Raw genomic sequence first — 20,841 nt, 5'->3', positions numbered from 1 at the left:
AAACGACAATCAAACAACTCAAGATACTAAACTGATATTTTGGAAAATGGGCAATTAGTAATGGGGATGAACTCTTGACGATGATGCTTGCTCCCTGGCGATCGCTTCTTTCGGGTGCCCTACACCGTAACCGTAGCGAACCCCATTCTCGCTACTTACAGCTAGCCACCATCCAGGCTGATGGGCGTCCTGCTAACCGCACGCTCGTCTTTCGGGGATTTTTAGACAATACCAACCAATTAAAATTTGTCACCGATTCTCGCAGCCAGAAAGCCGATCAAATCGAGCATCACCCTTGGGCAGAAGCTTGCTGGTACTTTACCACCACTCGCGAACAATTTCGCCTCGCTGGGACGCTGACGCTGGTAGGAGCCAATCATCCTGATTCACTGCTCCAGCAAGCGCGTCAGGTGTCTTGGCAAGACCTTTCCGACGCCGCTCGCCTGCAATTTGGTTGGCCCCATCCCAGAGAAAGGAGAGCCGATGTCAGCACTTTTTCTCCGCCGCCACCCGACCCCCAAAAGCCGCTAGAGAGTTTTTGTCTCCTACTACTAGAACCCGTACAGGTCGATCATTTGGAGTTGCGAGGCGATCCCCAAAACCGAAGTCTTTATCGCCTCGAAAGTTCTCAAGCTTGGTCTATTCAAGCCGTAAATCCGTAAGAATTAAAAACGCAAAATTAAAAATTGAGAAATTCCATTTTTAATTTCTAATTTTTAATTACTCAAATCCCAGAACCATCTAAGAATTGCCGGATCAATCCATCTTGCACACGACAACTGGGCGCTGCTGCGGCTGGGATATCCGATACATGATGTCCGGCTCCTAAGGGAACAGGCATTGAGGCATGAGCCGGTTGTTGTAACTCTTGTACCTGTTGTTCTAGTGCTTCCAGACGGTCAACCAAAGCCCGAATTACCGCAGCCTCAGAATCAGGAAGGCTTCCATGTTCTAAGGGATTCACGCGGACGCCGGAACGATAAAGAATCCGACCCGGAACGCCTACTACCGTACAATCCGAAGGAACATCGCGCAATACAACCGAGCCAGCACCAATGCGGACATTATTGCCGATTTGAAGATTGCCGAGAACTTTGGCACCAGCACCGACTACGACATTTTCCCCCAAGGTAGGGTGACGCTTGCCACTTTCTTTCCCAGTACCGCCTAGCGTAACGCCCTGATAGATCAGAGCATAATCTCCCACAATGGCGGTTTCACCAATTACCACACCCATGCCGTGGTCAATAAAAACGCCCCGCCCGATTACGGCACCAGGGTGGATTTCAATGCCGGTAAAAAAGCGAGCTAAGTGGGAAATCAACCGGGGGATGAAGGGGATTCCCAGTAGTCTTAGCCAGTGTGCAAGGCGATGAAATAGCAGCGCTTGCAAACCGGGATAGCAAAATAAAACCTCCAGCCAGTTACGGGCTGCTGGATCGCGCTCGAAGATGATGCGAAAGTCAGCTAGAAGCGTAGATAGCACGAGTGGATATCCATTTTGGCACTACAGACCACTCACTATCATATCGTTCCGAGTGAGTTTCTAAGGTAGGGGAACCGCACCGAAGTTTTAAATTTTGGATGGCGGTGTGAGAATGATGACAGGTCAAGACTTAGACTCTAAATCATCTAAAAAATCTGGGGTTCTATTCTGGTTGCACAGAAAGCGTATAATCCCATCTTTGCCGCTCTTTGATGGAACCTACCCAAATACTATAGTTGCCTGATTTCCAGTCTGAGTCTGTGATACTCGCATCTTTGTTGGAACCCGTGTCATCGCCACAGCGAATGGTACCATCAGGCCCCTTGATGACTAGAGTGCTGTCCTTGCCTCCAGTATTTACTTTTACTGTCAGATTGGGGAAACCTTTCTTCACCACCATGATATGGTCGGGAGTTTCGTCGCCCCCATAACCAATACAGGGGTTGTTCTGGCGATCGCGATTCGCGATCGCTGACAGGGAGAATGCTCCGCTGGTATAACCAGTGACAGATGCCTTGCCACTTCCATCAACAATCAAACGGTCAAAATTTGCTTCTTTTGCTAAAACGGCTGTAGCGCTGAAAACGGTCAGTAAAGCTAGAATTCCAAAACGCCTAAATTGCATGGCAAGTACCTCTTCTCAACTACGGTATTTATTTTCTCTCCGTAGATGAGTACGGAATATAGATAAGCCTACTTATAGTTGTAATCAAAACGGTTCTCTCTATTGGCAGTATAGGTGCCAGATGTATGTCTGCCACATGAATCACCAATTTTTTGTTGCAGTATTTTGTTGCCCTATTTTGTAGGAGGTTGTGTGCCCCTCGTTATCTTGATGATGCTGCTGTTTGTCACCAGCTGGTTCTTCTCGGAAGTTTTAGTGTTATTTCCTTTGAGCATTTTGAATTTAGTATCAATCCCCCACTGGTTGATGATGGTAGGGATCTTGATCTTTTTTGCCTGGTGTTTTGGGGAATAATGCTCAACTGTGTGCGTGTTAGCTCAAAAAATCGAGAGCATCTTCAGCCTTTTAAAAAATGCAAATTAAAGAACTCCACCCCAGCGGGAAGGTTTGGGGCGGGGTTCTTTAAAATTCCGCTACTAATGCTCTAGCACCGGCTAGCAAGCAAGAGAATAGCCAATTAACTACTACTTAAAAGGGAGAATCAGCTAACTCGCGCTCAAGCTCAGCGTCTGTCACTAGAGGCAGTACAACCTGCTGTTCCGAATAAGGGAGAGAGTGGGGACTCTTAAAGGTTTTCTGAGCATCCGCTTTTTGACACGCCATCATGGTTTTGACGTGTTCGCCTTCGTCATCCCGGATGTTGACGAAAACGTCATAGAGGTTATCAACCGCAGGGCGGCGAGATTCGGGGACTACGCCGGTTTGAAATTCATCAAATAGGTAGAGATCGCCGTCCCGGTAGTAGTTGATCGCAACTTGGGGCGCGGGTTTGGTTTTCAATTCGGCTTCATGCTCGCGCAAGAAGGCGTCGTAGGTATGATGGGCGTGTTCTTCCACCATTTCCATGAAGTTATAGGCGGTGCGGGGCGACGCGATGTAAAGTCCTACAACTACCCAGTAGTAGAACAGGGCTGTGGTTTGGGCAAGGAAGCGATCGCTCCAATGTTGGTTTCCCCCTAACGATTCCATAATCAGCAGGTGGTGCATTTCATTCCAAGATTCAGCGAAGTGAACCTTGAGCCAGTCCGCTTTTCGCCACCAACCGAGGGTTTCGTAAAGGTGTAAAACTGATAGGAAGGAAAAATAGGGGACGCGAGCCACTGTTTCTAGCACGTAGAAGCGCTGATAAGGGCGATCGCGATAAAGCGTGTCGATCACGAACACAAGCACGCTAACCAGAAATCGAATCATTAAGTCCTCCCTTAGGAGTGAGAAGAATGGCTGAAAATTCAGCCTGGAGGAAGATGCTGTTGGGTTTTTCTTTCCTCTTACTTTGATCGTAGCGTTCCCCGGAGCGATGGGTATCGCCTGAGTGGGTGAACTAGGGTGAGAAGTCCGAACATTAGGGTTCGGGTTGCACTTACCTAACCCTCCAGCCATCTTCAAAGCCCCGCTCCGCTTCGGAGAGGCGTTTGGAGAGAGTTCTGCCAACTTCTACACCGTAGGGAACGCGATTAGGGGGCTAAGTTCCTACAGCACCAAGCTCAAGTGAGAACCGCTGGGGGTTTTATACACTTCAATCCGAGTCTGGAAGGCTTCTTTGAATTGCGGCATATGGGTGACGGTGAGGATGCAGGCGAAGTCAGGCGCGATCGCATTAATTGCGGCAATCAAGCGATCGCATCCTTCCGCATCTTGGGTGCCAAATCCCTCATCGATAATCAGCATTTGCAATGCCGTTCCCGCACGCTGCGCCAACAATTTCGCTAAAGCTAGACGAATCGCAAAGTTAATCCGAAACGCTTCCCCGCCAGAATAAGTTTCATAAGGGCGGGTGCCGCGAGCATCGGCAATTAAAATATCTAAAGTGTCAATCATTTTGCTAGCTTTTTTTGCAGAGCGTCCACTCCGCCCTGCTTTCTGAGTAACAAACTGTACGTGTAACTGGTTCCCACTGAGCCGAGAGAGGAGAGTATTCGTTTCTGCTTCTAATTGAGGCAGAATATTCTCAATCATCAGCGTCTGGATGCCATTCTTGCCAAAAGCTTGCCCTAATTCCTGGTAAACGCGATATTGCTGTCGCACCTTTGCGTGTTGAGCGGTGAGTACGTCATGCTGAGTTTGAAGCGTTTCTAGATAATGTTGTTGTTGTTGCAAGCTTCCTAGCTGGCGTTGCTTCTCGTCGAGTTGCAGACGCCGCCGCTGTATCTGCTGTTCAATCGTTGTAATTTCGGCTTTCGTATCGGGTGTTTGTTGCAACTGTCGAACGGTGGTGTCTATTTGAGTCGTCATCTGTTGCAAATCTTGCGATCGCATTTGCAACGATTGCTCCAAATCTTGCGATCGCTTTAATAAGGCAGGATATTGCTGCTGCGCGGAAGCGAGTTCCTGATAGCGGACTTGCCACGACTGCGACTTGCGTAAAGCGGTTCTGAGGGCGTCGTGCTGCGATCGCTCGTAACCAATTTCCGCCATTTCTCGATCGAGTGCTTCAATCTGCCGCGATAAGTCGGAATTCACTTGCAGTTGTTGCATTTGCGATTGCAGATTCGCAATTTTTGCCACCAATTCTGGCATTTGAGCGTCTATCTGAGCCTGACGCCGCTGCGCTTGTTTAACTTCTGCTTGCTTAATTTCTGCCCAGCGCCAGCGCTCTACCTCACCTCTGGCGAGGGCATGGTCTTGCTCATTGTAGTTAAGTTGTTGCAACTGTTGCTCAAGGTGGTGCAGTTCTTCTTGTCGATCCGGTGCATAGTTACCAGAGGCAAGCGATCGCTCTATTTGTTGCTTTTCCACCTCAATTTGTTGCAGGCGCGTCTGGATTTCAGCCATAGCAGAACTTTCCGCTGCTAACTGTCCTCGTTGTTCGCGCAAGGAATCGTAGTTTGCCAATGCTTGGGCAATTTCGGTAATTTCCTTCCGCAACCCCTGTAGCTGGTACTCACAGACCGCGAGTAGCCCCTCTACATCCCAGAATTGATCTTGAATTCCCTGTTGCTGATCGTGGGTTTTTTGCACCACTAGCTGCCAGTGGTGTTCGTCGAGAGGGCGATCGCATAAAGGACAACTGGCATTTGGCGTCTGGATCAGTTGCAGCTTTTGGTCGATTTCTGCAAGTTTAGTTTCGCATTCTTTTTGAGCCGCCTGAAGGCGATCGCGAGAACTCCGCTGTTGCAGTTCTTTCTCCTGCACCCGTTCCTGATAGACGCGCTTTTTGTCAAGTTGCTGAATTTGACTTTGAACTTGTTGTAATTGCTGTTGCAATTGAGGTAAGCGTTTTTGCCTGTCTTGCAACTGAGCGGCGGATTTGCGAAGTTCTTCTAATCTGGCAGATAATCGCGCTTGAGAGCGATCGAGTTCCATCTGCACCTGTCCGCGACGTTGCACCAAAGGAGCGACTTGTAACTGCAACCGATCGAGATAACTGACGTAACCCCGCGCCTCTTGGAGTTGTTTTAATCCGGCTTCTACTTCTTCGGTGCGGCTGAGGATTTGCTGAATATCTGCCCTAGATTGCCGTACCGCTTCTAGTTGTCCTTGAGCTTGTCGCAGTTGCAGGTTAAGTTCGTTAATTTGCCGCTCAAGCTGTCGTTGGAGTTGTTGCCGTTGCTGTTGGGCATCTTGGTAAGCTTGTGACTTCGCGGTGAGCGTTTCTTCCTGGGTTTGCAAATCTTGGTAGTGAGCATACCCAGCGGTAATTTGGTCTTTTTGATTCAGTAAAGCTTCTAATTGTTGCTGTTGCAGTTGAGTTGTGGCAATTTCTTGGCGATAGCGATCGCAATCTTTGGTGAGATTTTGATATTGCTGGCGAACAAAGCTCAGTTGTTGTTCCCAAGTTTGTCGCTGATGCTGGATTGCGAGCAAACTTTGGACTTTTTCATTGTCAGCAGCTTGGGCTTGTTGTAATTCTGCCAGTTGAGTTTCCAGAATTGGTTGTTGTTGAGCGATCGCATCTTTTTGTTGCAGTTGTTGCTTAATCGTCTGCAAATTCTGATCCAATTGCTCCGCCTGTCCTTTTAATTGGCGGGATAAATCCTTCGCCTGTTCTGCCAATTCTTCATATTGAGACAGTTTCAGCAAATCCGCGAGAATTTCTTTGCGTTCGCTGGGACGCTTGAGCATAAACTCATCCGCCCGTCCTTGACGCAGATAAGCCGAATTCACAAAAGTGTCGTAATCCAGCTTGAGGTGATGCACGATTGCTTCCTGCGTCGCCCGGATTCCGCGCCCAGTTAAAGAGCGAAAATCGCCAGATGATTGCACTTGAAATTCCAGCGATCCACCTTGTCCCCGGATGCGGGTGCGAATGATGCGATAGGTTTGGCGATCGCATTGGAAGGTGAAATCAACCCGAACTTCTTTAGCACCGGCGTGGATGACATCATCTTCTGTTGCAGCGCGGCTTTCACCCCAAATCGTCCAGGTGATCGCTTCTAGGAGGGAAGATTTACCCGCACCATTAGAACCGCAAATACACGCAGTATGTAGACCGCTAAACTCTAAGGTAGCCTCGCGGTAGCTGAGGAAATTTTTGAGAACCAGTTGCTGTGGGATCATTCAGGCTATAGCGCCATACCTTTTATCAGAAGTAGCAGTACATCTGCACTATTGTTTAGTTTAGCGGTTGAAAAATCAGGTTTTTGGCAATTAAGACCGAATTTGATGTAAAAATTTCTGCTAAATCAAAATATTCGTGGCGAATGGAATTCGCGGCTATACAAACGAAACCCGCGTAGGCGGGTTTTAGAAATGCTGCTAGCGATTGCTCTATCTCGGCTTTGCGCCTATCCTTCTGTTCTATTTCTTCCCGAATCATCCAAGAAGCCACTGCAATAATTTCCAAGCCTTCTTTATATGTAGGGGAGATGCGATCGCGAAGTGCGGACTTATCAATTTGCGCTTTCAAGGCTAGGTTACGCGATCGCACCACACCCATCATCTTAAAAAAATTCAAACCCGCGAAGGCGGGTTTCGTCTGTGTAGCCGCGAATTCCATTCGCCCGGTTGATTATTTGCGCGATCGCCATTTGATGTAGAGACAAAACCACAACACCGAAATCCGGCGTCTGATCGCCTTACTTTTTTTAAGCTTCCGGAAGCCTGCCTTAGCAGACTCTTCAATCAGCATTACAGTCAAGACTTGGAGGATAAAGCAGAGTGTGCCAGTTAGCATTGCGTTAAGAAGCAAGTTTCAATCTTGTCTCCTTCATCATCTGAAGCCGATGTTTGCGATCGCTTGTATGCGCTGTATGCGTTGTATGAGTTATCAAAGAAACATCAGCGTTTTGTGGGTAGACAATGGCAGAGCGATCGCTCCGGGCATCTTCAGAAGGCATTCAGAAAGCCAAAAAGGTTTTTAAATACCAAGGCTGGACGCAAACACAGATTGGAGAACGAGTAGGAACGACTCGCCAGCCTGTAGGAAAATTTTTTGCGGGTAAACCGATTGAGCGTCCTACATTTCTCGATATCTGCCGTTGGCTGAATCTCAATTGGAAAGAAATCGCTGAACCTGAAGCAGAGGAGCAGAATCAGGACACGAGCATTGATATTGATGCGCTGGTGCAAGAAGTACGCGAAAAGATAAAACCCATCATCCAAGAACGCTGCGGGACAATGCGGGTGCTGGATATGGCTCACCCCATTGGGTTGAATGATATCTACACCAACGTCAACATTCTGGAGAAAATTACTGGGCGCAGGCGTAAAGAGATTCCTGAATTACTGCAAGAGTGCAACTTTGAGGATGTTGAGCGATTTGGACTGGGCAGAATCACTGAAGAAGGAGTGCCAGGACTGGATGCGGTCGAGAAACATACCAAGCTGATGATTTTGGGGAAGCCAGGAGCTGGTAAAACCACGTTTTTGAAGTATTTAGCGATTCAGTGCAATCAGAGTAAATTTCAGGCTGATCGCGTGCCGATTTTTGTTACCATCAAAGACTTTGCTGAAGCCGCTAATAAACCGAGTTTATTGGAATACATCAATCAGCAATTCGTGGGTTGCGGCGTTGCCGAGACAAGGGTAATCGCGTCTCTACAAGATGTAATTGAACGCGGTAGGGCATTGATTTTACTCGATGGGTTGGATGAAGTTAGAGAGGAAGACAATAAGCGCGTCTTAAAGGAGATTCGTGATTTCTCCGATCAGTATCGTGAAAACCGCTTTGTGATGACCTGCCGAATTGCAGCGAGAGAATATACCTTCGAGAAATTTACAGAGGTAGAAGTTGCTGATTTTGATAGTGAACAAATTGCCACCTTTGCAACCAACTGGTTTAAGGGTAAAGCTGTAAAACCAGAAACTTTTATCGAACGCCTCACAGACAATGATCGGATCAACGAACTCGCCACAAGTCCGCTACTGCTAACGCTCCTATGTTTGGCGTTTGAAGAGTCAGGGGATTTTCCGGCAAACCGTTCTGAGCTATACAAAGAAGGACTGGATGCGCTACTGAAAAAATGGGATGCCAAGCGTGGGATTCGACGTGACCAAGTATACAAAAAGCTATCAATTCAGCGTAAGGAAAATTTACTCAGTAAAATTGCCCTTGCTACGTTTGAGCAAGGTGACTATTTCTTTAAGCAAAAAACAGCCGAGCAATACATCACAGATTACATCCGTAATTTACCTAGTGCTAATACTGATGAGGAAGCATTACAACTGGACAGTGAGGAAGTTTTGCGCTCAATTGAGCATCATCATGGTCTAGTAGTGGAACGCGCTAAAGGGATTTACTCGTTTTCCCATCTAACATTTCACGAGTATTTCACTGCTAGAGAAATTGTTGTTGTAAAACAGTCATCAGAGGAGGCGTTGCAAAATCTAGTAAGCCATATCACTGACTACCGTTGGAGGGAAGTCTTTCTGCTATCAGTCGGTATGTCGCCAAGTGCAGACCATCTGTTGCTGTTAATGAAAGAGAAAGTTGATGCGCTCTTAGCTAGTGATGATAAGCTACAGCAGTTCTTAATGTGGGTAAATGAGAAATCTATTTCTGTCCAGCTACGCTATACAACAGCAGATGTTCGAGCCTTTTACTTTGAAAATGATACTAACGTTGAATTCCTTGACGATACTTTTGACTTTGCCTATACTCTTGGCATTAACAATCTAAATGATCATTGCTTTTCTGTTGAGGATGCCCATGCCCTTGAGAACAATCTTGCGCTAGACAACAATCTTCTGCTAGCCCTTGAATTTGGTATTAGCGCTTCCTTTTCCCCTAACAATGCTCTTGACCTTTACCTTAAGGATATTTTAAATTTTGAACTTACAAGTGAACTAAAACAAGCGCTACAACAACTTAAAAATGAACTACCTGACCCCGATCAAGAGGATAAACAATTTCAGAAATTGTGGGAAGCTAATGGTAAACTTTGGGGTGATAAATTAAGAGCTGTAATAATTAAGCATCGCAATATTGGTCACGATAGGGAGTTCGGCGAACTGCAACAGGAATTGCTAACGCAGTATTACGATGCTAATAAATTGCTGGTAGAGTGTTTGAATAGCGATTGTTATGTGAGCTGTGAAGTGCGGCAGGAGATAGAAGATACATTGTTGTTACCCATTGCTGAAATTGAGCAACGAAAAATAGGATCAATGTAGCGCGATCGCATTTTTTGCAATTTTTCCCGAATAACGCGATCGCACGTTGAAGATAGATTGTTTTATCTGTTGCGTAAATTGATACGGGTAAAAAACGCGATCGCTAATTTTTTCTACTAAAGCAACTAATTTAGAGAAACCGCGTCACTGCTCATAGGGGATATTCAACTTTAATTAACCTTTTAAAAGCAAACTAAGCTTTAATACTTAATAAAATAATTTTCTAGTTCTCAGAAACATTTTTTAGCCCACAACCTTCTAAGAAGGTATCAGTGAAAATACACAAAGTTCGTGGGTTCCCTATTTATGACACGCTTAAATAACTTAAAGTCTGGCGTTTTGGTATTGATGGCTCTGGGCACATTCGCCGGTTCTGTTGGCGCTGTACCCATCAATGTTCCTGTCCCTACAGTCCCTCGTGCCAGCCACCCATCTCAGACCAAGACTGTAATTTCTTCTGGAGCTTCTATTCCTGTTAGATATGACGGAACGGCTGAAAAAATCTTGCTATCTAGAACCGAAAAAGTGCCTTTAACTTTAACAGTTTCATCCACTGTTAAAAGCAGTTACGGGACAACTTTGATTCCAGCAGGAACAAAGATTTTGGGTCAATTGGAACCGGCTGGTCAAGGCTCCCGATTTGTTGCTACACAAATTGTTCTCCCCTTAGATGGAACTCGGACAATCAATGCCACTTCTCAAATTGTGACCAGAACTGAACAAATCAAAAAAGGTTCTAGAACCAACACAATCTTGAAAGGTGCCGCCTTAGGTGGAGCCGCTGCATCCGCGATCGCAGCCCTAGTTGGCGACAAAGCGATCGCGACTGAAGAAGTCTTGGGTGGCTCAGGCTTGGGCGCTTTAGCTGGGCTATTTTGGGGACGCAAATCTGTTGATGTCATCTCCGTGAATCCCAGCCTGGATTTGAGGACTATTACCCTGGCTTCTCAGCTGCCAGTTACCGTCGCTCTACGCTAAACAGGGAATTCCTAATTTCCCTTGGTGATGCTACACATCAGAATCCGTCTGTTACAGACCTAAAGTGAAATGGTATAAGAACGCTCCGACTCCCTCCCCGAATCGGGGAGGGTTGGGGAGAGGTTCTTTCCCCATCGCTCTCCATTTTTCCTTCGCAATGCACTAAATCAGTTCAATTGTCAAGAAACAAATTTTAGCCGCGCAGCGTCTTGACCCTTATCCGTATAATTGCTGAGAGTGTTCCCTATGTCTCGCTTCAATCGCTGGAAATCAGGAACCGCTGCACTCATGGCATTGACAATCACCGCCGGTGCAGCTGCCCCCTTCGTCGCGTCTGCACCTGCTGCTGCCCAATATTACGAATTTCCGCCTCCACCTGTCTCCCAAGTCAGCATTCCTTCAGGTACAACCCTCCCCTTGCGCTATAACAAGGCAAATAAAATCGTTGTGTCTCCCCAGGAAACGATGCCTTTAACGCTGACGGTGGCAACAAATGTCAGAAATACTCGCGGAACCATCTTAATTCCGGCAGGAACTCAGGTAGTTGGTCAACTGCAACCCGCAACGAGAGGCGGTTCCCAGTTCGTTGCCAAAGAGTTAGTTTTCAACAACGGGAAAAGGCAGTATATCAATGCCTCTTCCAGAGTAATTACTCGCACCGAACAAGTGAGTCGCGGAACGAATACCAGTTCTATTTTGAAGGGTGCCGCTGTTGGTGGAGCTGCGGCTGCGGCGCTCGGCGCTCTAACTGGAGACAGAGCGATCGCTACTGAAGAGATTTTGGGGGGTGCTGGTTTGGGTGCCTTAGGCGGGCTTCTGTTGGGCAAAAAACGAGTTGATGTTGTTGTCGTTAACCCCAACACCGATTTAAATGTCACCCTGCGCTCGGCTCTAGCACTGCGCTAGCCTTTTTTCGAGCCGCTGCGCTAGCCTTTTTTCGAGCCAAGGTGTTTTATCTCGTTGTCTCCAAAAATAACGCTGTAGGGCAGGGTATACCCCTGCCCTACGTTTGTATAAGCGGTAAAGACGTTGAACGCAATGTCTCTACAATCTTTATAGGTTTTCTAAAAATTTTCCTGTTAGAGAGTTACGCGCTAGGCTTGCCTACACCGGGATTTGCCTCTTTCTTAACTTCAGGCACAATATCCGGGCGCTCTTTATCTTCCCAACCCACAGGGCGCTTAGAGTTATACCACGCAACGGAACCGATACTTACAGCGGCAATAAAACCTACCGCGTACACAGCAGTAGCAGAGACTGGAAAATGGGGCGTATTCGTAGCAACTTCCATCAATAAATGCATTCTTTGTAACCCTCTTATCGATTTTTGGTTATCGTACCAAAACTCAGGGGATCGTCTATCACCCCTGAGTTTGATCCCCATTGTTTTCGCGATCGCGCTTGAGAGTTAGGAAGTTGTTCTAATCGTTCCTAATTTTCCTTCCGCGCTGCTGGCGGAGCAGGAGGTGGGGCGGCATCCGCTGTTCTCCTCGGTGCCCGTGGAGCGGTTGGCGCAGAATTGTAAGTTCGTCTTCTCCTTGGCTGTGCAGTGCTAGAAGTAGAATCTGATGATGCCCTTCTGCGAACAGAACGCCGAACGGGTGCCGACTCCTGAGAGCTTGTGCTTGCTTGGCGACGAGAACGGCGGTAGCGACGGCTGCTATTGCTTGAACTCTCTTGGCTTTGAGAATTGGTACTTACTTGGCGGCGAGAACGACGGTAGCGAGGTCTAGATTCTTCTTGAGGCTGGACTTCTTGGCTGCGACGCCGTCTCCGCCGAGGCGCGCTCTCGGAGCTTTGGACGCTGCTAGTACGGTAGCGTCTACGCCGGGGAGTTTCTTCGCTAGAGCTATCATCGCTATCCGTAGCCCGACGAGACCGGCTACGCCGGGGGGTATCATCGTCGTCGCTGTTTTTGGAGATGATGCTTCCAGAGAAGATGCTTTTAGGCTTGATGGGCTTGATCGTGAGCTGGGCTTTACGTCCTTCTAGCTCGGTGGGTCGATCTGGGAACTTCTCGACCGGGATATCTTTGACCACTTCCGCCATGAATTTATTCCAGGTGTAGGCGGCTGTACTACTCGCGCCCCAAGTCGGTTTGTTGTCATCGTTGCCCAGCCAGACACCCGCAACCATTTGGGGGATGTAGCCAATAAACCACAGATCGCGTGCCTCATCCGAGGTGCCCGTCTTCCCAGCAACAGGTCGATCGTCTAGAGCAGCGGCGCGACCCGTCCCCTCATTCACGACACCCCGCAGCAACCAGGTCATAATCGCAGACGTATCTTCTTGGAGGACACGGTCGGGCTTAAACTTCGCTTCGTAGATAACGTTCCCGCGTCGGTCAAGAACGCGACGAATGCCGTAATTTTTGGTATGCATCCCTTTGGTCGCAAAGGTGCCATAAGCACTGGTGAGTTCCAGCAGGTTCACTTCAGAGGCACCTAAGGCAGTGGAATAGGTCGGCTTCAGTTCTGATTCAATGCCCATTTTGTGGGCGACATCGATCACCGTATCCCATCCCACATCGACCAAAACTTTGACAGCAACAGTATTGATTGAGCCAATCAGGGCATCACGCATGGAGATCCAGCCCCGGTACTCTTCGCTGTAGTTTTTGGGGGTATAGCCGTCTACTTTGTAGGGAGCGTCCAGGTAGCCGCGATAGGGCGTGAAACCGGCAGCCATTGCTGTCGTGTATACAAACGCTTTAAATGTCGAACCGGGCTGGCGCTGTGCCTGAGTAACGCGATTAAACTGTTGCTTATAAAAATCTTTTCCCCCGACCATTGCCCGAATCTCGCCGGTACGCGGATCGAGCGCCACAAGGGCGGCTTGCTCGAAGTTTTGACCGCGACCGCTGTTTTCAACGGTTTCGATAACGGCTTTTTCCGCCGCTTCCTGCCATTCTGGCTTCAGGGTGGTTTCTACTGTTAATCCTCCAGCCTTAATCGCTGCTGGCGAGACGTGTTTGGGCAGTTCTTGTTGGATGTATTCGGTGAAATAAGGGGCAAACCTTTCGAGCCGCTTAGGACGGCTGGGTTTTGTTATCAGGGTGTCAGCGATCGCTTTCTCGGCTTCAGCGGCTGTAATGAACCCTGCCTGCTGCATCTGTTGTAATACCAGATTGCGGCGCTCTTTAATCACTTGTGGATTTTTAATAGGCGAGTATTGATTGGGTGCTGGTGGGATGGCGGCAAGTGTCGCCATTTCCGATAGGGTTAGTTCGTACACTGGCTTAGAAAAGTAAACCCAAGCCGCATCTGCCACACCATAAGCACCTTCTCCCAAGTAAACCAAATTTAAGTAGCGTTCTAGAATTTGATCTTTGGTATTTTCGTTTTCGATTTTTTGAGCGGTTCGGACTTCCTTCAGCTTGCGCCAGACGCTACGCTCCTGATCGAGAAAAACCATCCTCGCCAGCTGTTGGGTGATGGTGCTACCGCCTTCTACAACATCTCTTGCTATCAAGTTAGAAAAGGCTGCCCTTAAAACTCCCTGGTAATCAACTCCCTGGTGTTTGTAAAAGCGTCTGTCTTCTATCGCAATGAAAGCTTGAATTAGCTGCTTGGGAATTTTGTCAATTTTGAGGGTTTCGCGAGTCGCTGGGCCGATTTGTTGAAGTATTTTGTTGTTTGAGGCTTTGATCGTCAAAGTCTCTGGTCGCATCAAGGTTAAGGCATCGCTGGTATCGGGTAAGCTACTCTCCAACGACCACGCAGCAGTCAAAAGCGCGATCGCTCCTCCTCCCACACCTAAACCAATCCAAAATCGACGCTGATGATGGAGTGGGTTTTCTCCAGTGAATGGCTTCTTGACAATTTTAGGAAGCTCCTGAGTGGAGAAGCGCTTCAGCCGCAAGAGATTTCGCTTCAATTCCCGACGATGTCGTGATGCGTCTGCGTGTCCTTCGTCTTGTTCCTTGCCATCAATCGGAGTATCGACTGGTTCTTCTTTATTACCTACAGGAGTCTCGACTGGTTCATTTGACACCCCCGCATTGAACTTGCCTGATAAATCCTTCAGTCTTGAGATGAACTTGGTCACGTCAACTCCTCAATCACCAAAAACTTCTGGCGCAAAATTCCCTGCTTATTGTTGCCTATTTTATGGCTTGAATCCGGGATCTGTGCCTACACAATGTGAACTTATTCGCTTTTTGTCAAATTGTTATTTTTTTATTCCGTCAAAGAATACACCTAAAGTCATCCAGTTCCAAGCTTTGTTCTAGACCTTGTTGGTTGATAGCTTAAGTAACTTCAAGAAATGGGGCAAATCTCAAGGCATTTTCTACCAAACTCCTAATTATCAGCTTCTTGCTCTCTGGCTGAGCTTATTAGAGGAGCGGACGTGGTATTTGATAAAAATCTAGCTTTGAGAGGAGCGGGTTAGCGCTGAAGTCGGCGCTCCCCCCTGAAAAATGTTTGCCAAGAACATTTCTCAGGGGGATCGCTTTTTGGGAACTTATCTGGAAAACAGTAACTTCGGTTTGTAGCTCAAAATATCCTTCCTAAGACAGATGCACCCGTTGGGATCAGTATAAGCGATCGCCCTTCTGGTGCCAATCCATGATGGACAATTTGCTTAACGTTTGTGCGTAATCTTCAGCCACCAAGCAGATAAATACATAAGTTATGAAGATTGCGACCAAAACTACTGGGTGCAGTAAGTTCTGTCAGTCAATTGATTGTTGATTTTATTTCGTTTTGGGTTGCTGTATTACCGCCTTATCGAGGTCAAGCGATGTTAATTGAAACAATTCTGACCGATCCTATACTCTTTCTAAGAATTATCATCCTGGTTGTGGCTTCAGTGACGCTACACGAACTCGCTCATGGTATAGCTGCTTTAAGCCAAGGTGATGACACCCCGAAAAAAAGCGGACACATGACCCTGAATCCAGTGATTCACATGGGATGGGAGTCAATTATTTTTCTTTGCATTGCTGGTATGGCGTGGGGACAAATGCCTATCAATCCCGCACGGTTTCGCCATAAGAAAATTAGCAATATTTTGGTTTCTATCGCTGGCCCTTTGTTAAATCTAGGCTTGGGCATTCTGTTTCTTTTAATTCTCAAATTGGATTTCAGTTTGTTCTCAACAAGAATTCTGAGTTCTGAATTTCTCTACCTGGGTGCGTCTATCAATTTGAGCTTGTTTCTCTTTAATATGCTGCCTATTCCTCCTCTGGATGGGTTTCATGTATTCAGTGAATTTTTCCCGTCATTAAAACCTTTAGAAAGTAGCCCTTTTGGATTATTAGCTTTAACAATCCTCTTGGTTAGTGGTTTTTCTTTAGGTCTGGGTTTTATCGCGAATGCAGTCATCTGTGCGGTTGTTCCCTCAATGCAGGGATGCCAAGTTGTATTTTAGATGGATGCACTGCTTCCATCAAACTTTAGTCTGCGTCTATACAGAATAAGTCTGCGTCCGCAGGCTTATTGTTTTCTAGTCAATTCCGGATTTGAGATTCATTGAACACAATCTCTATTAACGAACCGCATTGGCGGAGCCTGCGCGTTAGCGCTTAGACGCCTTAGGGTTCGCGAAGCGGCGCGGATGCGCGTTAGCGCTATAGGACGCGAAGAAAGAGAAAGAAGAGAGATTACAAATCACTTCAGAACCCCGACTTCTTTAAGAAGTCGGGGTTCTCGCATTCACGAATCATATAGGACTGCTATAGTTAAATCTTATCTATAATTTTTTTTGCAAATCAATTGGCAGTAGCATGGATTTTGTGACGGGTTTGGGATTTTTGGCGGCAACTTTGACCACTGTAGCTTTTTTGCCTCAATTGTTTAAAGTATGGCAAACAAAATCAGCCAAAGATGTTTCCCTGGAAATGTTGATTATTTTCTGTTCGGGAGTGTTTTTGTGGTTGGTGTACGGTTTTTACATTCAATCTTTTCCGGTTATTGCTGCCAACTTGTTAACCTTAATTTTTAATCTGATAATTTTATCGCTTAAAATTAAATATGAATAGGATAATCTTTTAAGGTTTTACTTGCCTGTGATGTCTGGAGTTTTTGCCGCAGAACGTCTTTTATTTACACCCGCGACGCCTGACACCGACGCCATCCGAACTATATTTGCCTTCCCGAATGAGTACAGCGTTGGCATCACTAGCCTAGGCTATCAAGTGGTGTGGGCGTCTTTGGCAATGCGCTCCGATCTTGAAGTCAGCCGCCTATTTACAGATACTCATGAGCAGCTGCTGCGATCGCCCGAATTAGTCGGATTTTCCCTTTCTTGGGAATTAGATTATGTCAATATCCTCAATCTACTGGAATTGCTAGAGATTCCGAATCGAGCATCTGCGCGTGATGACAATCATCCCCTCGTATTTGGGGGAGGACCCGTATTAACTGCCAATCCAGAACCTTTTGCTGACTTTTTTGATGTTATTTTGCTGGGAGATGGTGAAAATCTACTCGGCAATTTTATTGATGCGTATAAAGAAGTTAGAAACGCTACCCGACAAGCTCAACTAAGGCGTTTGGCGCAAGTACCAGGAATCTATATTCCTAGTTTGTATCAAGTTGAATATCACTCGCCGGATGGCTCGATCCAGTCAATTTTGCCCGTGGATGCGGAGATTCCCGCCGTCATTGAAAAGCAAACCTATCGGGGAAATACGCTTTCCGCTTCCACTGTGGTGACAGAGAAGGCGGCGTGGGAAAATATTTATATGGTGGAAGTGGTACGCAGTTGCCCGGAAATGTGCCGCTTCTGTTTGGCGAGTTATCTAACATTGCCGTTTCGGACAGCGAGTTTGGAAAGTTCGCTAATTCCAGCCATCGATCGGGGATTGGCGGTGACGAATCGGCTGGGATTATTGGGGGCGTCTGTTACGCAACACCCAGAGTTTGAAACCCTACTGGATTATTTGAGCCAGCCAAAGTACGACGATGTCCGCCTCAGCATTGCTTCGGTGCGGACGAATACGGTGACGGTACAGCTAGCTCAAACTTTAGCAAAACGAGACACGCGATCGCTCACCATTGCCGTAGAAAGTGGCTCGGAACGATTGCGGCAGATTATCAATAAAAAGCTGACGAATGAGGAAATCATCCAAGCTGCAATCAATGCCAAAGCAGGTGGATTAAGCAACCTCAAACTCTATGGAATGGTGGGAGTTCCGGGGGAGGAACCCGAAGATTTAGAAGCAACTGTGGCGATGATGCGATCGCTGAAAAAAGCCGCGCCTGGGTTACGCTTGACACTCGGATGCAGCACTTTTGTCCCTAAAGCTCATACGCCGTTTCAGTGGTTTGGAGTGAATCGGGACGCCGAAAAGCGGCTGAAAAGCTTAGAGAAGCAATTGCGCCGCGAAGGCATTGAGTTTCGACCGGAAAGCTATAATTGGTCAGCAATCCAAGCTTTAATATCCAGAGGCGATCGCCGACTTTCCCATCTTTTAGAACTGACGCGACACTACGGCGACTCTCTAGGCAGCTACCGCCGTGCCTTTAAAGAACTGCGAGGACAACTGCCGGATCTCGATTCCTACATCCACGCCAGTTGGTCGTTAGATCGAGTTTTGCCTTGGAACCACTTGCAAGGACCCTTACCAGTTGCCACCCTCCAGAAGCATCTAGCCGACGCTAAGGCTCATTTTCGGGAGGCTTCACCCTGCTTAACCTAGCCTACGGGGTGATTACGACCGTAAGGACACGGATCAGCCACTTCTGCGATTTTAGGAAAACAGCGATCGCACAGATGTAGTTGTTAGAAAGTCCCGTGAGACTCTAAGAAGAGTTTTATTCTCCCAAGGCAGGCTAACAGATGGTATTCGTAAAACCTCAATTTAATCGTAAATTTGCTTCCAAACTAACTCTAGTAGGTGCAGGAGCGCTTTTGTGCTTGATTCCCTCTGTAGAAGCGATCGCCAAAACCGTAACTTCCACAGGTGCTGCGGCAGTTGAACCAACTGTTTTGGCAGCTCAACCGCAAGGTCGCACCCAGCGGGTTCGATTTGCAAAAGGGAAAAGCTCAGCAGTTGTAGAATACTCAGTCGTGCGAGGAACGAGAGATATTTATCTGCTGGGTGCCAAGGTACGCCAGAAAATGACGATCGGCATTACCTCTGTTGAAGACAACGCTGTTTTTGATATCGTAGCTCCGAATGGGCGAATTATTGCACAAGAGGCAACTAGCTGGAGCGGCACATTGCCTAGAAGCGGGGACTATAAGATCGTTGTTGGCGGGACTAGAGGAAACGCCAGTTACAGAATGCAAGTGGGAATTAAATAATCGTTCCATTTATCAGATTTTCCCCCACCAGACGCTGTACTGGTGGGGATTTTTTTTTATAAATTGAATAGAGCAAGCAACCAAGGATAAGCAGATGTTAAAACAAGCTTTGGCGGGCGTAGGAGCATTTTTATTCCTGACCTCTTCGGTGTACGCTGGAGAACAGAGTGCCGAGAGCGATCGCTTTGAGTTTTCCCTGCAAAACATAGCAGAAATTTTCCAGGTTCAACACTTATCAACTTCCGACTCGATTGAACTCGCTCAACTTCTGAATACCCGCTGTCCACCGAATACCTCTTTATACCGTGCTGCTGAAACTAGAAATCATTTCGCCCATATTTGTGCGGCTAAGGGGGGTACTTTAGTCTTTGTTGGGGGTGCCAAAAATGGAACCCAAAACAGCATTAATGTGACGATTCCTAGTAACAGTAGTGGTCAGTTTGTTGCTGTTCAAGGTAATACCCGTTATATTCTTACCCAAAGCCAGCTACGCATTATTCAAGGGAATCAAACTATCGTTAATGAAAGAGTGTTGCGATGGACTCAATAACGATGATTAGAGGAATAAATTAAATGCAATCAACATCTGAGTATTTTTGTGCCTATTGCGGCGAACCAAATGTTACATTTGTTGACCTGAGTGCTGGGGGTCAGCAGTCGTATATTGAAGATTGCCAAGTTTGCTGTCGCCCAAATATTCTCTACATCCGATTTGATGAAGAAACCCTTGACATTGAAATCGATAGCGAATACGAAGGCTAAAAATAAAGTTTTATTACTTCCTGCCTAGTTTGCTCGCAAAAGATTTCTAGGATTTCTGGAAATGCCTTGCGCCCTTCTGAAGATGAAACTATCGACAACAGATAGTTCCCAAAAAACAACCGTAATCTTACGGTTATTATCTTACAAAGAAGGTCAAATCATGGTATTTACTAAACCTGAATTCAATTGCAAACAGGCTTTGAAATTAGCTTTAGCGGGCACAGGAGCATTATTATTCTTAGCACCTTCAGTAGGTGCTGTACAACTAACTGAAAAAAGTGCCGAGAAGGTTGCTTTCACTTCTGAGCAACCTGCATCTCAAACTTTATCGACTTCCCACTCTATCGAACTAGCTCAAACAGAAGTGGGTTGTCATAGGGATGAAAGTACTTTCGTTGCTGCTGAAACGAAAAACTACTTAGTGTATATTTGCGGCGGAGATAATCCCCACACTTATGTCGGTTATGCCAAGAATGGGCGTGGTGGTATAACTGTTCCTCTTACTTCTTACAACCGTAATGTATTTACGGCTAAAAACGGTCCGTACACTTACACGGTGGACATGAGTAAGAGTCAGCTCGTTATTAAGCTCCCAAATGGCAGACGTTCTATTGAAAAGTTAATTAATAGTTTGGAGTAATACTATAGCAGCAACTCTCACTATTTAGTTGTTAGTTTTGTTTCAGGCATAATAGTGGGGGTTCAGCTTTTAGTTTTAGTACGAAAATTCATTTTTTTAGCTAATCCTTAAACAAAACAATTAGTCACTTGATTACGCTCTGTCAAAGGAAGAAAATGAAATGGCATCTGTGAAACTTGGATTGAATGGCAAACAAGCATTGAAACTCGCTTTAGCAAGCGCGGGAGCATTATTATTTTTAGCACCAACAGTACAAGCAGCAGAACTCACAAAAACTGTTTCCGGTGCTAGCGATCGCCCAATCCAAATAGCTGCTTCTAACGATTGCATCAACGACATCGCAGAAGGTTTCTCTGTCGAAACAACTAATCATTAAACTTAATCGGAAATAAGAGGTTGTAGAGAAAAGTGGGATCGTTTCTATTCCTTTCACCCTAAGCTGTCACCAGCTAGCGATAGCTGAGACGGAAGTTGTGCAATCCACAA

Annotated in this window: 21 protein-coding genes; 13 read left to right on the top strand and 8 right to left on the bottom strand. The window is 46.6% G+C overall.

The features are described 5' to 3' along the window. The first annotated feature begins 80 nt into the window (after positions 1-80). Complete coding sequence (locus NC996_RS11770) at positions 81-662, top strand: Npun_F5749 family FMN-dependent PPOX-type flavoprotein (RefSeq protein WP_190410357.1); 582 nt, start codon at positions 81-83, stop codon at positions 660-662. 62 nt (positions 663-724) lie between these two features. Here the strand turns inward: NC996_RS11770 and cysE are convergent, their stop codons facing one another. After that, positions 725-1,486 carry a serine O-acetyltransferase gene (gene cysE / locus NC996_RS11765; protein WP_190410358.1) on the bottom strand — a complete coding sequence of 254 codons (762 nt, stop codon included), beginning with the start codon at positions 1,484-1,486 and terminating at the stop codon, positions 725-727. Positions 1,487-1,649: 163 nt separating this feature from the next. Beyond that, a complete protein-coding gene (locus NC996_RS11760; protein ID WP_190410359.1) occupies positions 1,650-2,111 on the bottom strand; it encodes a hypothetical protein in 462 nt (153 codons plus the stop codon). A 192-nt stretch (positions 2,112-2,303) separates the two neighbouring features. On the opposite strand from NC996_RS11760, the gene NC996_RS11755 reads away from it, so the two are divergent. Continuing rightward, positions 2,304-2,465, top strand: coding sequence for a hypothetical protein (locus tag NC996_RS11755; RefSeq protein WP_190429304.1), 162 nt, complete (start codon positions 2,304-2,306; stop codon positions 2,463-2,465). A gap of 174 nt (positions 2,466-2,639) precedes the next feature. Here NC996_RS11755 and NC996_RS11750 read toward each other — a convergent pair whose 3' ends face one another. The 4 genes from NC996_RS11750 to NC996_RS11735 form a co-directional block, all read right to left on the bottom strand. Beyond that, positions 2,640-3,362: an alternative oxidase gene (locus NC996_RS11750; RefSeq protein WP_190437738.1), complete on the bottom strand. Its 723-nt coding sequence runs from the start codon at positions 3,360-3,362 to the stop codon at positions 2,640-2,642. Between the two features lie 279 nt (positions 3,363-3,641). After that, positions 3,642-6,668 carry an exonuclease subunit SbcC gene (gene sbcC / locus NC996_RS11745; protein WP_190687392.1) on the bottom strand — a complete coding sequence of 1,009 codons (3,027 nt, stop codon included), beginning with the start codon at positions 6,666-6,668 and terminating at the stop codon, positions 3,642-3,644. 55 nt (positions 6,669-6,723) lie between these two features. Continuing rightward, a complete protein-coding gene (locus NC996_RS11740) occupies positions 6,724-7,107 on the bottom strand; it encodes a hypothetical protein (protein ID WP_339380395.1) in 384 nt (127 codons plus the stop codon). Positions 7,108-7,119: 12 nt separating this feature from the next. Next, entirely contained in the window at positions 7,120-7,299 is a 180-nt protein-coding gene (locus NC996_RS11735) for a hypothetical protein (RefSeq protein WP_348259992.1), read from the bottom strand. Positions 7,300-7,409: 110 nt separating this feature from the next. Here NC996_RS11735 and NC996_RS11730 point away from each other — a divergent pair, with 110 nt between their 5' ends. From NC996_RS11730 to NC996_RS11720, 3 genes are all read left to right on the top strand, one after another. Beyond that, positions 7,410-9,722 (top strand): NACHT domain-containing NTPase, encoded by a 2,313-nt coding sequence (locus NC996_RS11730; RefSeq protein ID WP_190687387.1) that lies wholly within the window; start codon positions 7,410-7,412, stop codon positions 9,720-9,722. A 306-nt stretch (positions 9,723-10,028) separates the two neighbouring features. Continuing rightward, positions 10,029-10,700 (top strand): hypothetical protein, encoded by a 672-nt coding sequence (locus NC996_RS11725; RefSeq protein ID WP_190687385.1) that lies wholly within the window; start codon positions 10,029-10,031, stop codon positions 10,698-10,700. A gap of 246 nt (positions 10,701-10,946) precedes the next feature. Then, on the top strand, positions 10,947-11,606 hold the full coding sequence (locus NC996_RS11720; protein ID WP_190687383.1) for a hypothetical protein: 660 nt from the start codon (positions 10,947-10,949) through the stop codon (positions 11,604-11,606). Positions 11,607-11,787: 181 nt separating this feature from the next. Here the strand turns inward: NC996_RS11720 and NC996_RS11715 are convergent, their stop codons facing one another. Next, a complete protein-coding gene (locus NC996_RS11715) occupies positions 11,788-12,003 on the bottom strand; it encodes a hypothetical protein (protein WP_190410367.1) in 216 nt (71 codons plus the stop codon). Between the two features lie 128 nt (positions 12,004-12,131). Further along, positions 12,132-14,747, bottom strand: coding sequence for a PBP1A family penicillin-binding protein (locus tag NC996_RS11710; RefSeq protein WP_190687381.1), 2,616 nt, complete (start codon positions 14,745-14,747; stop codon positions 12,132-12,134). A gap of 594 nt (positions 14,748-15,341) precedes the next feature. Between NC996_RS11710 and NC996_RS11705 the strand changes: the two genes are divergently transcribed. From NC996_RS11705 to NC996_RS11670, 8 genes are all read left to right on the top strand, one after another. After that, positions 15,342-16,073: a site-2 protease family protein gene (locus NC996_RS11705; protein WP_199303189.1), complete on the top strand. Its 732-nt coding sequence runs from the start codon at positions 15,342-15,344 to the stop codon at positions 16,071-16,073. Between the two features lie 355 nt (positions 16,074-16,428). Next, positions 16,429-16,683 carry a SemiSWEET transporter gene (locus tag NC996_RS11700; protein WP_190410369.1) on the top strand — a complete coding sequence of 85 codons (255 nt, stop codon included), beginning with the start codon at positions 16,429-16,431 and terminating at the stop codon, positions 16,681-16,683. Positions 16,684-16,710: 27 nt separating this feature from the next. Further along, complete coding sequence (locus NC996_RS11695) at positions 16,711-18,345, top strand: radical SAM protein (protein WP_190687378.1); 1,635 nt, start codon at positions 16,711-16,713, stop codon at positions 18,343-18,345. Positions 18,346-18,485: 140 nt separating this feature from the next. Beyond that, on the top strand, positions 18,486-18,953 hold the full coding sequence (locus NC996_RS11690) for a hypothetical protein (RefSeq protein ID WP_190687375.1): 468 nt from the start codon (positions 18,486-18,488) through the stop codon (positions 18,951-18,953). Positions 18,954-19,047: 94 nt separating this feature from the next. Further along, complete coding sequence (locus NC996_RS11685; protein WP_190433637.1) at positions 19,048-19,503, top strand: hypothetical protein; 456 nt, start codon at positions 19,048-19,050, stop codon at positions 19,501-19,503. A gap of 23 nt (positions 19,504-19,526) precedes the next feature. Continuing rightward, positions 19,527-19,715, top strand: a complete 189-nt coding sequence (locus NC996_RS11680; RefSeq protein ID WP_190410373.1) for a CPXCG motif-containing cysteine-rich protein — start codon at positions 19,527-19,529, stop codon at positions 19,713-19,715. Positions 19,716-19,875: 160 nt separating this feature from the next. Beyond that, the gene (locus NC996_RS11675; RefSeq protein WP_339380394.1) at positions 19,876-20,355 is read left to right on the top strand and encodes a hypothetical protein; all 480 of its coding nucleotides are present in this window, start codon (positions 19,876-19,878) and stop codon (positions 20,353-20,355) included. Between the two features lie 160 nt (positions 20,356-20,515). Beyond that, positions 20,516-20,731 carry a hypothetical protein gene (locus NC996_RS11670; RefSeq protein WP_190687370.1) on the top strand — a complete coding sequence of 72 codons (216 nt, stop codon included), beginning with the start codon at positions 20,516-20,518 and terminating at the stop codon, positions 20,729-20,731. Positions 20,732-20,841: the final 110 nt, after the last annotated feature.

It is taken from the genome of Trichocoleus sp. ST-U2 (genome assembly GCF_039961875.1).
Lineage (GTDB): Bacteria > Cyanobacteriota > Cyanobacteriia > Cyanobacteriales > FACHB-T130 > FACHB-T130.
The sequence above is the reverse complement of the archived record's forward strand: the minus strand, read 5'-3'. Positions and strand labels throughout refer to the sequence as shown.

Excerpts from the sequence above, each read along its gene's own strand:
- NC996_RS11770 (WP_190410357.1), top strand. The coding sequence starts at position 81 with ATGATGCTTGCTCCCTGGCGATCGCTTCTTTCGGGTGCCCTACACCGT.
- NC996_RS11760 (WP_190410359.1), bottom strand. The coding sequence starts at position 2,111 with ATGCAATTTAGGCGTTTTGGAATTCTAGCTTTACTGACCGTTTTCAGC.
- NC996_RS11750 (WP_190437738.1), bottom strand. The coding sequence starts at position 3,362 with ATGATTCGATTTCTGGTTAGCGTGCTTGTGTTCGTGATCGACACGCTT.
- sbcC (WP_190687392.1), bottom strand. The coding sequence starts at position 6,668 with ATGATCCCACAGCAACTGGTTCTCAAAAATTTCCTCAGCTACCGCGAG.
- NC996_RS11740 (WP_339380395.1), bottom strand. The coding sequence starts at position 7,107 with ATGGAATTCGCGGCTACACAGACGAAACCCGCCTTCGCGGGTTTGAAT.
- NC996_RS11730 (WP_190687387.1), top strand. The coding sequence starts at position 7,410 with ATGGCAGAGCGATCGCTCCGGGCATCTTCAGAAGGCATTCAGAAAGCC.
- NC996_RS11725 (WP_190687385.1), top strand. The coding sequence starts at position 10,029 with ATGACACGCTTAAATAACTTAAAGTCTGGCGTTTTGGTATTGATGGCT.
- NC996_RS11720 (WP_190687383.1), top strand. The coding sequence starts at position 10,947 with ATGTCTCGCTTCAATCGCTGGAAATCAGGAACCGCTGCACTCATGGCA.
- NC996_RS11715 (WP_190410367.1), bottom strand. The coding sequence starts at position 12,003 with ATGCATTTATTGATGGAAGTTGCTACGAATACGCCCCATTTTCCAGTC.
- NC996_RS11700 (WP_190410369.1), top strand. The coding sequence starts at position 16,429 with ATGGATTTTGTGACGGGTTTGGGATTTTTGGCGGCAACTTTGACCACT.
- NC996_RS11690 (WP_190687375.1), top strand. The coding sequence starts at position 18,486 with ATGGTATTCGTAAAACCTCAATTTAATCGTAAATTTGCTTCCAAACTA.
- NC996_RS11685 (WP_190433637.1), top strand. The coding sequence starts at position 19,048 with ATGTTAAAACAAGCTTTGGCGGGCGTAGGAGCATTTTTATTCCTGACC.
- NC996_RS11680 (WP_190410373.1), top strand. The coding sequence starts at position 19,527 with ATGCAATCAACATCTGAGTATTTTTGTGCCTATTGCGGCGAACCAAAT.
- NC996_RS11675 (WP_339380394.1), top strand. The coding sequence starts at position 19,876 with ATGGTATTTACTAAACCTGAATTCAATTGCAAACAGGCTTTGAAATTA.
- NC996_RS11670 (WP_190687370.1), top strand. The coding sequence starts at position 20,516 with ATGGCATCTGTGAAACTTGGATTGAATGGCAAACAAGCATTGAAACTC.